Genomic DNA, 12,048 nt, shown 5'->3' with positions numbered 1-12,048 from the left:
GCATTTCACGTACTGACGTGCGCCCGCCGGGACCACGTAACCTGCAATCCGAGTTTGGTGAAAGAAGAAGGAGACAGATTCATGGCTATCCCCCAACTCAGCCCTGAAGCACGTGCGGAAGCCCTTGAGAAGGCGAAGGCCGCCCGCATCAAGCGCGCCGAGGTCCGCGAGGACCTGAAGTCGGGCAAGCTCACGATCGAGCAGGTGCTCGACATGAAGGAGGACCCCATCGTGGGCCGCATGAAGGTGTCCACGCTCATCGAGACGCTTCCGGGCTACGGCAAGGCCAAGGCTGAGAAGGTCATGAGGGAGCTCCAGATCGCCGAGAGCCGCCGCCTGCGCGGCTTGGGCGACCGTCAGCGCACTGCCCTGCTGGAGCGCCTGGGCTAGTTCATGCGGCGCGGCAACCTCTTCGTCATCTCAGGGCCGTCAGGTGCCGGCAAGGGCACGCTGGTGGCCCGCCTGCTCGACGTCGTGCCTGACGCGTGGGTGTCCGTCTCGGCCACCACGCGCGCCCCGCGCGACGGGGAAGCAGAGGGCGTGCACTACTTCTTCAAGTCCGAGGACGAGTTCATGCGGCTCGCGCGCGAGGGCGGGCTTCTGGAGTGGGCGCGCTACGCAGGCAACTGCTACGGCACGCCGCGCGCCTCGGTCGAGGAGCACATGGCCGCGGGCGACCAGGTCATCCTTGAGATCGACGTGCAGGGGGCCTTCCAGGTGCGCGAGAAGATGCCCTCCGCGCACCTCGTGTTCATCGAGCCGCCCTCGCTCGAGGTGCTCGAGCAGCGCCTGCGCGGGCGCGGCACCGAGGCCGAAGAGGCGGTCAAATCACGCCTTGACGCGGCCGTGGTGGAGCTTTCCCGCAAAATGGAGTATGATATACGGCTGGTAAACGACGACCTTGAGCTTGCCTTGGGCGAGCTGGTCGCATATGTGAACGAGCAAGCCGACAACCCGCGAGGATAACAGTCTATGAGCATTATCGAACCTGAGATCGACGTTCTGCTGAACGAAACCGAGAACGACCGCTTCCTGCTGTGCGCCTTGGCCTCCAAGCGCGCGCATGACATCAACGACATGATGCGCGGGCAGCGCGATCGCGCCATCCAGCTGCAGACCGCCGTGGAGATCGCGCGCGCGGCGGACAAGAAGCCGCTCTCGATGGCCTTCACCGAGATCGCCCGCGAAGAGGTCTCCTACGACCCCGAGTCCATCGACGCCAAGAACCACTAGCAACCGCTAGCCGGCTTCGCTGCTGACGAGGCAGCGAAGCCGCTCGACGCTGCGAGGGCCCCTGACCGCCCAGCTGCTCGCCTTGAGCGCTTCGCGCACAGCTTATGCGATCGAAGCGCTTCCGCGACATCTGAGCGGTCAGGGGCCCTCGCGCTGGCTTGGCTGACGCTTTTCCCTCCTTCTCTTCCTTTGCGAGGTGCAACATGCCGGAATTCCAACGCATCGTCCTGGTCCACTACCACGAGATCGGCCTCAAGGGGCACAACCGCGCGAGCTTCGAGATGCGCCTTCTGCGCAACCTCGAGTCGCTGCTCGGCGCGTTCCCCGTGGTGACCATCCACCGCATCGCCGGGCGCCTGCTCGTGTTCCTCAAGGAGGGCACGAGCCACGACACGGCGAACGCGTGCGCCGACGCCATCCTCGGCGTGCCGGGCGTGGCGCGCGTGTCGTGCGGCTTCAAGTGCGAGCGCGACCTCGACGTCATGGGGACGGCGGCGCGGGAGGCGCTCTCCGAGGCCGGCAGCTTCGAGAGCTTCAAGGTGAGCGCGCGGCGCAACCACACCGACTTCGCCATCGACTCCATGTGCATGAACCGCGAGATCGGCTCGGTTCTGTGCGAGGCGTTCCCCGATAAGAAGGTGCGCATGAAGGACCCCGACGTCACGGTCGGCGTCGAGGTGGTGCAGAACGCCGCGTACGTGTACGCGCGCAGCGTGCGCGGCATCGGCGGGCTGCCCGTGGGGAGCTCGGGCGTGGTGGTGAGCCTCCTGTCCTCGGGCATCGACTCGCCGGTGGCCCTGTGGCGCATGGCGCGACGCGGCGCGGTGTGCGTCGGCGTGCACTTCTCGGGGCGCCCGCAGACCTCCGACGCCTCGGAGTTCCTCGTCGACGACATCGCGCGCGTGCTCGAGAAGACGGGCTGCATCGCGCGCGTGTACGTGGTGCCCTTCGGCGACTGCCAGCGCGAGATCTCCGTGCTCGCGCCGCCGTCGCTGCGCATCATCCTGTACCGCCGCCTCATGTTCAAGGTGGCCGAGCGCCTGGCGCGCCGCGAGCGCGCCGGGGCGCTCGTCACGGGGGAGAGCCTGGGGCAGGTGGCCTCGCAGACGCTCGACAACATCCGCGCCACCGACGCCGCGGTCGACCTGCCGGTGTTCCGCCCGCTCATCGGCACTGACAAGATCGAGATCATCGAGCAGGCGCAGCGCTTGGGCACCTTCGAGATATCCTCGCAGGACGCGCCCGACTGCTGCACGCTGTTCATGCCGCGCGCGCCCGAGACGCATGCGAAGCTCGCCGACGTCGAGGCCGCCGAGGCGCAGCTGCCGATCGAGCAGTGGGTCGAGGAGCTCGCCGAGGCCGCCGAGGCGCACGACTACGCGTGCGCGGCCTACAAGCGCCGCAAGAAGGAGGCGTCAGCGCACGTCAGCTGCGCTTGACGTATGGCTGACGCGTGAGGTGGCGACGCGGCCGGCGCGCTCGGCGCATGCGGCCGCGATGCGGCAGGCGCGTCAGCTGCGCGCGGTCGTGGCGCGTCAAGTGCGCCAGATGCATGCGGCTGTGGTGCGGCACGTACGTTAGATGCGCGCGGTTGAAGCGCGAGCGACGTGCGGTGTGCGTGCGACCATGACGCGTCAGGCGCGCCTGGATCATGCCCGATGAGCGGGGCCCTCGCGTGAGGGCCCCGCCACGTTTCCGCCGTCTTTCTGCCCGACGGCGCCGCTACCCTGTCCTTGGGAGACGAGGGAAGGGGAGCGCATGGGATTCCAGGACTCAGCTTACTCGTGGCGTGCGCGCCTGCATCTGGGAGGGGCGAAGCCCGCGGTCATCGCGGGCGTTCTTGCGTCCGCGCTGCTCATCGTGCTCTGCGCGGCCTTCGGCGCCCTTGGCGCAAGCGGCTCATCCTTCGAGATCGTCAAGGGCTCAGCGGACGCCTCAGCCTCCGAGGCCGCCTCCTCCGCGTCGGCTGCCGCAGAGGAGGCGCCGCAGATCTGCGTGCACGTGGGCGGGTGCGTGGCGCACCCCGGCGTGTGCTACCTGCCCGCGGGGGCGCGCGTCGCCGAGGCCGTCGAGGCGGCGGGCGGGTTCGCCGACGGCGCGGCGCATGACGCGGTGAACCTCGCACGCGTGCTCAGCGACGGCGAGCAGATCATCGTGCCCTCGGCTGACCAGGCGGCTGCCGTCGCGAGCCCGAGCGCCGATGCGGGGGGCGCGGGCGGCGCGCCCTCAAGCGCGGCGGGAGGGCGCGTCAACATCAACACGGCCGACGTGGCGCAGCTGGTGACGCTCGACGGCGTCGGCGAGGCCACGGCGCTCAAGATCGTCAAGGACCGCGAGGCGAACGGCCCCTTCAAGACCATCGAGGACCTCAAGCGCGTCTCCGGCATCGGCGACAAGAAGTTCGAGGGCCTCAAAGACCGCATATGCGTGGGGTAGCGGGCCGCGAGGCCCCCGAGCCGGGGGCGGCGGACCATGAGGCGCCCGGCTTGGGGGCTGCGGGTTTTGGGACGCCCGGGCCGGGGGCGGCGGATCAGGCGGATAACAAGGCGCCCAGATCGGAAGCAGCGGGTTGCGTGCCGCCCAGGCCGAGCGTGCCTCCGCTGCTCGTGGTCGCGCTCGCGCTGTGGGCCGCCTGCGCGGGCGCCTACACGCTGCTCGGCTCGCTTCCGAAGCCGGCGGCGGGCGCCTTCGGCGTGGCGGGCGCCGCGCTCTCCGCCGCCTGCGGCGTGCTTCTGGCGCGTCGGCGCCGGGCGGCGATATGGTGCGTCCTGCTCGGGCTCTGCCTGGGCGCCTGCTGCGCCGGATGCGGCGCGTACGCCGTGCGGGCTGCGTCCGAGCCTCTCGTCGGGAATGCGCGCACGTGGACGTTCACGCTGGCCGAGGACGCGCGCTCGGGCTCCTTCGGCGCGCAGGCGCTCGCGTGGGCGCAGGATGATGCGGGCGCGCGCGTGAAGGTGAGCCTCATGCTCGGCGAGGATGCCGGGATGCTCCTCGCTGGCAGCAGGCTCGAGGCCACGTGCGCCCTCGAGGAGGCTCCCGAGGAGCGCCAAGCCTTCCTCTGGGGCGAGGGCGCGTGCGCCACGGCGCGCGCGAGGTCGCCTCGGATGCTCGAGGACAGAGGCCCGCTCGCGCCCGTCCGCGCCCTGCGCATGCAGGCCATCGGGGCGCTCGGGGCCTACGGCGGCGCGCAGGCGGGCATCCTGCAGGCACTCGCGTGCGGGTACCGCGACACCGTCAGGGACTCAGGCGCCTACGCGCGCTACCAGGCGGCAGGGCTCGCGCATCTGGTGGCGGTGTCGGGCGCGCACCTCTCCCTCGTCGTCGCCCTGCTCGGATGGGTGCTCGGCGCCCTGCATGCGCCCCGCCCTGCGCGCCTGGCGCTGAGCGCGGGCGTGGTGGGCGCCTACCTCGTGCTCGCGGGCGTGCCGCTCTCAGCCCTGCGCGCCGCGGCCATGGTGCTGCTCGCCCTCGTCGCGCCTGCGGCAGGGCGGCGCGCCTCCTCGCTCAACGCGCTCGCGCTGAGCATCATGGCCTTCGTCGCGCTCGATCCCTCCGCGTCTGTCTCGGCGTCGCTCTTCCTCTCGGCGGGCTCCGTGCTCGGCATCGTGCTGTTCGCGGGGCTCTTCCGCTCGTGGCTCGCCCCGCTTCCGCGCGCCCTGCAGGGCCCGCTCGCGCAGCCCCTGGCACTCGCCGCGGCGTCGAACCTGGTCACGCAGCCCTTCTCAGCGGCGCTCTTCGCGCAGCTTCCCCTCGTCGGGCTCGTGGCCAACGTGCTCGCGGCACCGCTCTTCACGCTCGGCTGCGTGGCGAGCCTCATCGCGGGCGTCGTCTCGTGCGCGTTTCCCGCGGCGGCGCCCCTCGCCGTCGGGGCGGCGCGCGCGGCGTGCCTGCCACTCGAGGCGCTCGTAGCCCTCTTGGCGCGCCTGCCCTACGCCTGCGTCGCCGTGGACCTCTCCCTGGCACCTGCCGTCGCGCTCTCGGCCGCGGCGTGCGCGGCGCTTTGGATCGCCTGGCCCCAGCCGCGCCTGCGCACGCTTGCCGCAGGCGGCGGCGTCCTCGCCGCAGCGCTCGCGCTCGCCTTGGTGGTGGCGCCCTCCTTCCGGGGTGACGAGATCATCATGCTCGACGTCGGCCAGGGCGACGCCTTCGTCGTGCGCAGCGGCGGCGCGTCCGTGCTCGTGGACACGGGGAACCAGGACGCGCTCCTGCGCAGGGCGCTCGGGCGCAACGGGGTCTACGGCGTCGACGCGCTCATCGTGTCGCACGCCGACGACGACCACTGCGGCAGCATGGGAGTGCTCGAGGGCGTCGCGCACACGAGGCGCGTGTGCGTCGCCGCGGGCGTGCTCACGTGTCCCTGCGTTTCCTGCGAGCGCCTGCGCCTGCAGGCGGAGCGCCTCGCAGGCGCGCAGGGCGTGTGCGGCATGGAGCCGGGGGACGCCCTGGAGGTGGGGAGGTTCACGCTCAAGGCCGTCTGGCCGCATGCGTTTGCCGACGAGGGCGGCAACGCCGACAGCCTCTGCGTGCTCGCCTCGCTCGACGCCGACGGGGACGGCGCGGCTGACTGGACGGCGCTCTTCTGCGGCGACGCCGAGTCCGAGCAAGTGGAGCGCATCGTGGACGAGCAGGGCCTGCGCGGCGTCGACGTCCTCAAGGTGGGCCACCACGGCGCCCGCGTCGCGCTCACCGAGAAGCTCGCCGCCGCGCTCGCTCCGCGCGTGGCGCTCATCAGCTGCGGCGCCCACAACCGCTACGGCCATCCGAGCGAGGAGGCCCTCACGCGCCTTGGGGCCGCAGGCGCGCGCATCATCAGGACCGACCAGACGGGTGACGCCCGGCTCTCCTTCGCCAAGGGCTCCCTCCGCGTCACCACCGAGCGCCCTGGATGAGAAGCGGTGAGGTTCGGCTCGCTTCCCGCGGCAAGAGCCGGGCCTCTGCCGCCCCGTCCGCCACCTCTCAGGTTCCTCGCCGTTGTCCTGCGGGACGGCGCCGCGCTTCGGGTACAATGGGATGCATGACAACCCCGAAGAACACCGAGCTGCTCCCCGCCTACCTGGTGGTGGGGGAGGACGCGCTGAAGCGCGCGGCGGTGCTCGCGCGCCTGCGCACGCGCATGGAGGCGTACGGCGACCTCTCCTTCAACTCCGAGGACCTCAACGGCGAGGCGGTCGCGGGCGCCGATGTCGTCACGGCGTGCAACACCATGCCCTTCGCCAGCGAGAAGCGCCTCGTCTACGTGCGCAACGCCGACAAGCTCAAGAAGGCCGACTCCGAGGCGGTGGTGGCCTACCTCAAGGCGCCGAGCCCCACCACGGTGCTCGCGATGGAGGCCGAGAAGCTTGCGAAGAACACGCGCCTGTACAAGGCGGTCGCCGCAGTCGGCAAGAGCGCGGTCATCGACTGCACGCCGCCGAAGCGCTACGAGCTGCCGCGCCAGGTGCGCGCCATGGCCACCGCACACGGCGTCACCTTCACCGAGGGCGCCGCCTCGAAGCTCGTGGAGCTCGTCGGCGAGAGCACGGTGCACCTCGACAACGAGATCAAGAAGATCGCGCTGGCGCACCGCGGCCGCGACGCCGTCAACGAGAACGAGGTGATCTCGCTCGTCGCGCGCACAGCCGAGGTGAAGCCGTGGGAGCTCGTCGACGCGTTCGCCGCGCGCGACCTCGAGAAGTGCCTGCGCTACCTGCAGATGATGGAGTCGGCGTCGCCCCACGCGCTCATCGCCATGTGCGTGAACCGCACGCGCGAGCTCCTCTGCGCGCAGTCGCTCATGCGCCGCGGCTCGGTGGCGCAGCTTCCCCGCGCGCTCGGCATGCCCGACTGGAAGTGCAAGCACCACGCCACGTGGGCGCGCCAGTTCACGTCCTCCGAGCTGCGCCGCGCCATCTGCACCGCCCGCGACGCCGAGCGCGCCATGAAGAGCGGCGCCGACCCGGACGCGGCCTTCTGCGACTGGCTCGTCGCCACCCTCAAGCGCTAGGCGGCAGCTTGCGAGCGCGCTTGCGCCGCACGCCCCTTCGCACGCCATCCCACGCGCCCACCTGCGCCATCCCACGCGTCCGCCCGCACGAGCGCCCCTCGCTCGCATGAGCTCCCCAAACGAAGCAGGGCCCGCGACTCATGGTCGCGGGCCCTGCGTCAGCCTTGCTGCGGGCGCGTGCCGCCCGGCGCGATGAAGCTACTCAGCCGCTTCATCAGCCTCGGCGGCCTCGGCCTTGGCAGCCTCCTCGGCCTCCTTGGCCTTGCGGGCCTCGGCAGCCTTGACGGCCTTCATGTGGGCCTCGCGGCGCTTCGCCTTCTCGGCGGAAGCGGCGGCCATGGCCTCCTTGCGGGCGGCCTTCGCGGCGGCCTTCTTGCTGCCCGTCTTCTCCTGCTTCTTGGGCTCGGGCTTCACGTAGGCGGCGCGGTCGGCGTCGGTCACGATGGTGTTGGCGAGCGCCATGATGCCGCTCTTGCGGTTCGCGGCCTGGTTCTTGTGGATGACGCCCTTGGAGACGGCCTTGTCCATGAGGCGGCAGGCGGCCAGCGCGCGGGCGTACGCCTCGGCGCCGTTGCCCTCGGCCACGGCGTCCTTGACGTGGCGGGTGGCCGTCTTCAGCTCGGCCTTGACGGCGCGATTGCGCATGCGCGCCTTCTCGTTGGTGATGATGCGCTTCTTCTGCGACTTGATGTTTGCCATTTCGATCCTCCTTGTGAATCAACGCGTTGAGCAGGTGGTCAGCGACCGGGCGCATCAGCGCTGCAGGAGGTGGGTGCACGTGAGGATTCCGGGGCGGGATGCCAACGGGCGCGCGAAGAGGCGCGCAAGTGCACGCTCGCTCAGAGAGAGGGAGCGTGCTCAAGGCAGGCGGGATTTTCTGCCTTGCGACCGTTTGGTCATCCAGCGACTCGAATCCTCATGTGCAGCCACGTCTGCGGATGGGGCACGCTTCGGCATGCCCGCACGTATCGCTGAATACGCAAGGCAGTAGAATACCAGAGAAATTGCGCGCAGGCACGAAGAATGTGAAAAAAATCGCGCATGTCACGATACAATAGCGTCTCGACTGACATAAGAGACAGGCGAGGCGCGCAGCGAGCCCGCGCCTACATGAGGAACACGCCAGAGGAAGATACATGAGCTTCGACCCCTCCCACATCAGGAACTTCTCCATCATCGCGCACATCGACCACGGCAAGTCCACGCTGTCCGACCGCATCCTGGAGCTTACGGGCACGGTCTCGGCGCGCGACATGCAGGAGCAGCTGCTCGACTCGATGGACATCGAGCGCGAGCGCGGCATCACCATCAAGAGCCAGGCCGTGCGCGTGAACTACACGGCCGACGACGGCGAGACCTACCAGCTCAACCTCATCGACACCCCGGGGCACGTCGACTTCACCTACGAGGTGTCGCGCTCGCTGGCGGCGTGCGACGGCGCGGTGCTCGTGGTGGACGCCACGCAGGGCGTCGAGGCGCAGACGGTGGCCAACGCCATGATGGCCATGAACGCCGACCTGGAGATCATCCCGCTCATCAACAAGATCGACCTGCCCGCCGCCGACCCCGAGCGCGTGCGCGCCGAGATCGAGGACGGCCTGGCGATCCCTGCCGACGACGCGGTTCTGGCCAGCGGCAAGACGGGGGAGGGCGTGCACGACCTGCTCGAGGCCGTGGTGTACAACATCCCCGCGCCCGTGGGCGACGCCGCGGCGCCCCTGCGCGCGCTCATCTTCGACAGCTACTTCGACCCCTACCGCGGCGTGGTGGCGCTCGTGCGCGTGGTCGACGGCTCCATGCGGAAGGGCGACCGCATCCGCATGATGGCAACGGGCACCGAGGTGCTCGTGGAGGAGGTGGGCGCGCGCCGTCCCGCGGAGACGCCCCTGCCCGACCTCTCCGTCGGCGAGGTGGGGTACTTGGTCACGGGCCTCAAGGACGTGCGCCAGGTGAAGGTGGGCGACACCATCACGCTCATGGAGGGCGGCGTGGACGAGCCGCTGCCGGGCTACCGCGAGGCCAAGCCCATGGTGTACACGGGCCTGTTCCCCATCGACGGCGACCAGTACGAGCCCCTGAAGGAGGCGCTCGAGAAGCTCTCGCTCAACGATCCGGCGCTCATCTGGGAGCCCGAGAAGTCGCACGCCCTCGGCTTCGGCTTCCGCGTGGGCTTCCTCGGCCTGCTCCACATGGAGGTCATCAAGGAGCGCCTCGAGCGCGAGTTCGGCCTCGACCTTCTGGCCACGGCGCCCTCGGTGGAGTACCACGCGTTTCGGAAGGGGACGGGCGCGTGCGTGTCGCTGCACTCGCCGCAGGAGATGCCCGACCCCGGCGAGCTCGACCGCATCGAGGAGCCCTACCTCAAGGCCAAGGTGCTCATCCCGCCCGACTACGTGGGCGCGGTGATGGACCTCACGGTGGCCCGCCGCGGCACCTTCGTCACCATGAACTACCTGTCGCCGACCACGGTGGAGATGCTCTGGGAGATACCCCTGTCCGAGCTCATCATGGACTTCTTCGACAAGCTGAAGTCCAACACGAAGGGGTATGCGAGCCTCGACTACGAGTTTCTGGGCTACAAGCCCTCTGACCTCGTGAAGCTCGACATCCTGCTGTCGGGCAAGCCCATCGACGCGCTGTCGTTCATCGTGCACCGCGACAAGGCGTACGACCGCGGGCGCGTGCTCTGCGAGAAGCTCAAGGAGATCATCCCGCGCCAGATGTTCGAGGTGCCCATCCAGGCCGCCATCGGCGGGCGCGTGCTCGCGCGCCAGACCGTGAAGGCGAAGCGCAAGGACGTGCTCGCGAAGTGCTACGGCGGCGACATCTCGCGCAAGCGCAAGCTGCTCGAGAAGCAGAAGGCCGGCAAGAAGCGCATGAAGGCCATCGGCAGCGTCGAGGTGCCGCAGGAGGCGTTCATGGCCATCCTGAAGGTGGACGAGTAGCCTGCGAGCTGGCGTCGCCCGCTGGCGGCTTGGGACGCCGAACAGCTCCGCGCGTCGCGTCGGGGGTCTGGGTGGTATTCGATCGCTCGGGCAGTCCCGGGAGGTGCGGCGGGAGCCCGGGCAGAGCTCAGTCGCTCGGACAGTCCTGCTCGCACGGAAGCGCCGCCGGCGCTTCCGGCTCGTGCGGAACTCGCTTGGTGAGCACCGCCCGGGCTCCCGCCGCACCCTGCGAGGGGATGCGGTTTCGCGCTAGGCGAGGTCGTCCCTCACGAAGTGCGTCATCACCTTCGGCTCGATCTCGGGCGGCGTGATGCCGGCCTCGCGCGCCGCTTCGAGGCTCTTCAGCATCCAGGCCATGTTGCGGCCGAGCTGGCGCATGGTGTGCAGGCCCTCGCCGTCGCGCTCCGCCTCGCCGGGGGTGCGCCCGTAGGCGAGGCCCCAGTAGGTGCTCGAGACCACCGGCATGCAGTTGATCTGGAAGTACTTGTTGATCTGGTCGGCCGCCTCCACGGCGCCGGCGCGCCGCGCCACGCCCACGCCCGCGGCCGGCTTGAAGCGCAGGAGCGACCCGCCGGCGTAGAACATGCGGTCGAGCAGCGCGATGAGCGAGCCCGCGGCCCCCGCGTAGTACACGGGCGAGCCGACGATGATGCCGTCAGCCGCCGCGGCCTTCCCGATGAGCTCGTTGCAGCAGTCGTCGTCGAACGCGCAGCGGCTCTCCCCGCTGCGCGCGCAGGCGCCGCAGGCGATGCAGCCGCGGACCGGCTTGCTGCCGATCCAGGCGATCTCGGCCTCGACGCCCTCGGCGCGCAGCGCGGCGGCCGCCTCCTCGAGCGTGCGGTTCGTGTTGCCCTCCCGGCGCGGGCTTCCGTTGATGAGCAGGACCTTCATGCGTCTCCTCGTCTCTCGTCGCTGTTTCGTCCAAGCGCCATTGTAGCGCTTGCGCAGCCAGTTCGGAGCAGAGGCTGTCAGCTGCGATGCCATGCTGCGGCGCAGAAGCGGGCTCATCGGAGGAGCATGCCGCCTGTCTGACGCCGTGGCCGCCTCTCGCTTCTTCGGCGAGCCGGATTCCCCGCGCTGCCTGGCTTCTGCGCAAAGGGGCGCGTAAACTACCCTTGTCTCATCTTGAGGGGAGGGCGCGTGATGTACAGCTGCGATGAGCCGGGCTTCGTCCGATACGACGCCGCGGCAACCGCGTACCTGATGTCGAAGGACAGGAAGCTGGCGCGGGCCATCGAGGCCGTCGGCAGCATCCGCCGTCCCGCAGACGGGGACGTGTTCGCCTCGGTCGTGAAGAGCATCGTCGGCCAGCAGATCTCGACGTCGGCGCTCAAGACCGTCCTCGGCCGCCTCGCGGTGAAGGCCGGCGACCCCGTGACGCCCGAGGCCGTCGGCGCCCTGAGCGTTGACGCCCTCCAGAGCTGCGGCATGACGTTTCGCAAGGCGGGCTACATCAAGTCCTTCGCCGACGCGGTCCGATCAGGCGAGTTCGACCTCGACGCGCTGGCGCGCATGGGCGACGAGGAGGCCGTCAAGGCGCTCACGTCGCTGAGGGGCGTCGGGAGGTGGACGGCGGAGATGGTCCTGATCTTCAGCATGAACAGGATGAACGTGTTCGCCTTTGACGACGTCGGCATACACCGCGGGATCCGCATGGTCTACCACCACCGCGACGTCAGCAGGGAGCTGTTCGAGAGGTACCGCCGGCGCTTCAGCCCCTACTGCACCGTCGCGAGCCTGTACTTCTGGCAGATATCGCACATGGACGTCCCCGGATACGACCGCGACTACGCCCCGAAGGGGCGCTGACGCGCCAGCAAGCGGTGTTTCGGGGTGATTCTGCGCAGGTTCGGCACGGAGGACGCGATTTGGGGTACCCTGACAGTC

General features: G+C 69.9%; 11 protein-coding genes. 9 read left to right on the top strand and 2 right to left on the bottom strand.

Annotation, left to right across the window (positions count from 1 at the left end; all coding sequences use genetic code 11):
• Positions 1 to 81 precede the first annotated feature (81 nt).
• From mihF to holA, 7 genes are all read left to right on the top strand, one after another.
• The gene (gene mihF, locus G7Y49_RS04765) at positions 82 to 390 is read left to right on the top strand and encodes an integration host factor, actinobacterial type (protein ID WP_165171588.1); all 309 of its coding nucleotides are present in this window, start codon (positions 82 to 84) and stop codon (positions 388 to 390) included.
• A 3-nt stretch (positions 391 to 393) separates the two neighbouring features.
• On the top strand, positions 394 to 966 hold the full coding sequence (gene gmk, locus G7Y49_RS04760) for a guanylate kinase (RefSeq protein ID WP_165171586.1): 573 nt from the start codon (positions 394 to 396) through the stop codon (positions 964 to 966).
• Positions 967 to 972: 6 nt separating this feature from the next.
• Positions 973 to 1,233 (top strand): DNA-directed RNA polymerase subunit omega, encoded by a 261-nt coding sequence (locus tag G7Y49_RS04755; protein ID WP_165055942.1) that lies wholly within the window; start codon positions 973 to 975, stop codon positions 1,231 to 1,233.
• 203 nt (positions 1,234 to 1,436) lie between these two features.
• Positions 1,437 to 2,672: a tRNA uracil 4-sulfurtransferase ThiI gene (gene thiI / locus G7Y49_RS04750; RefSeq protein WP_165171584.1), complete on the top strand. Its 1,236-nt coding sequence runs from the start codon at positions 1,437 to 1,439 to the stop codon at positions 2,670 to 2,672.
• Positions 2,673 to 2,991: 319 nt separating this feature from the next.
• Positions 2,992 to 3,669: a ComEA family DNA-binding protein gene (locus tag G7Y49_RS04745; protein ID WP_165171582.1), complete on the top strand. Its 678-nt coding sequence runs from the start codon at positions 2,992 to 2,994 to the stop codon at positions 3,667 to 3,669.
• A gap of 155 nt (positions 3,670 to 3,824) precedes the next feature.
• Positions 3,825 to 6,122, top strand: coding sequence for a DNA internalization-related competence protein ComEC/Rec2 (locus G7Y49_RS04740; protein ID WP_206214555.1), 2,298 nt, complete (start codon positions 3,825 to 3,827; stop codon positions 6,120 to 6,122).
• A gap of 125 nt (positions 6,123 to 6,247) precedes the next feature.
• Positions 6,248 to 7,216 (top strand): DNA polymerase III subunit delta, encoded by a 969-nt coding sequence (gene holA, locus G7Y49_RS04735; RefSeq protein ID WP_165171578.1) that lies wholly within the window; start codon positions 6,248 to 6,250, stop codon positions 7,214 to 7,216.
• 198 nt (positions 7,217 to 7,414) lie between these two features.
• Here the strand turns inward: holA and rpsT are convergent, their stop codons facing one another.
• Positions 7,415 to 7,915 (bottom strand): 30S ribosomal protein S20, encoded by a 501-nt coding sequence (gene rpsT / locus G7Y49_RS04730; RefSeq protein ID WP_165171576.1) that lies wholly within the window; start codon positions 7,913 to 7,915, stop codon positions 7,415 to 7,417.
• Positions 7,916 to 8,352: 437 nt separating this feature from the next.
• Here rpsT and lepA point away from each other — a divergent pair, with 437 nt between their 5' ends.
• The gene (gene lepA, locus G7Y49_RS04725; protein ID WP_165171574.1) at positions 8,353 to 10,161 is read left to right on the top strand and encodes a translation elongation factor 4; all 1,809 of its coding nucleotides are present in this window, start codon (positions 8,353 to 8,355) and stop codon (positions 10,159 to 10,161) included.
• A gap of 249 nt (positions 10,162 to 10,410) precedes the next feature.
• On the opposite strand, the gene G7Y49_RS04715 is transcribed toward lepA, so the two are convergent.
• Complete coding sequence (locus G7Y49_RS04715) at positions 10,411 to 11,052, bottom strand: flavodoxin family protein (protein WP_165171572.1); 642 nt, start codon at positions 11,050 to 11,052, stop codon at positions 10,411 to 10,413.
• Positions 11,053 to 11,304: 252 nt separating this feature from the next.
• On the opposite strand from G7Y49_RS04715, the gene G7Y49_RS04710 reads away from it, so the two are divergent.
• Positions 11,305 to 11,970 carry a DNA-3-methyladenine glycosylase gene (locus tag G7Y49_RS04710; protein ID WP_165171673.1) on the top strand — a complete coding sequence of 222 codons (666 nt, stop codon included), beginning with the start codon at positions 11,305 to 11,307 and terminating at the stop codon, positions 11,968 to 11,970.
• The last annotated feature ends 78 nt before the right edge of the window (positions 11,971 to 12,048 follow it).

Source organism: Adlercreutzia sp. ZJ242 (assembly GCF_011038995.1).
Classification (GTDB): Bacteria; Actinomycetota; Coriobacteriia; order Coriobacteriales; family Eggerthellaceae; genus CAAEEV01.
Note: the sequence above shows the minus strand (reverse complement) of the source record. Positions and strands in the feature narration are given on the sequence as shown.

Excerpts from the sequence above, each read along its gene's own strand:
- mihF (WP_165171588.1), top strand. The coding sequence starts at position 82 with ATGGCTATCCCCCAACTCAGCCCTGAAGCACGTGCGGAAGCCCTTGAG.
- gmk (WP_165171586.1), top strand. The coding sequence starts at position 394 with ATGCGGCGCGGCAACCTCTTCGTCATCTCAGGGCCGTCAGGTGCCGGC.
- G7Y49_RS04755 (WP_165055942.1), top strand. The coding sequence starts at position 973 with ATGAGCATTATCGAACCTGAGATCGACGTTCTGCTGAACGAAACCGAG.
- thiI (WP_165171584.1), top strand. The coding sequence starts at position 1,437 with ATGCCGGAATTCCAACGCATCGTCCTGGTCCACTACCACGAGATCGGC.
- G7Y49_RS04745 (WP_165171582.1), top strand. The coding sequence starts at position 2,992 with ATGGGATTCCAGGACTCAGCTTACTCGTGGCGTGCGCGCCTGCATCTG.
- holA (WP_165171578.1), top strand. The coding sequence starts at position 6,248 with ATGACAACCCCGAAGAACACCGAGCTGCTCCCCGCCTACCTGGTGGTG.
- rpsT (WP_165171576.1), bottom strand. The coding sequence starts at position 7,915 with ATGGCAAACATCAAGTCGCAGAAGAAGCGCATCATCACCAACGAGAAG.
- lepA (WP_165171574.1), top strand. The coding sequence starts at position 8,353 with ATGAGCTTCGACCCCTCCCACATCAGGAACTTCTCCATCATCGCGCAC.
- G7Y49_RS04715 (WP_165171572.1), bottom strand. The coding sequence starts at position 11,052 with ATGAAGGTCCTGCTCATCAACGGAAGCCCGCGCCGGGAGGGCAACACG.
- G7Y49_RS04710 (WP_165171673.1), top strand. The coding sequence starts at position 11,305 with ATGTACAGCTGCGATGAGCCGGGCTTCGTCCGATACGACGCCGCGGCA.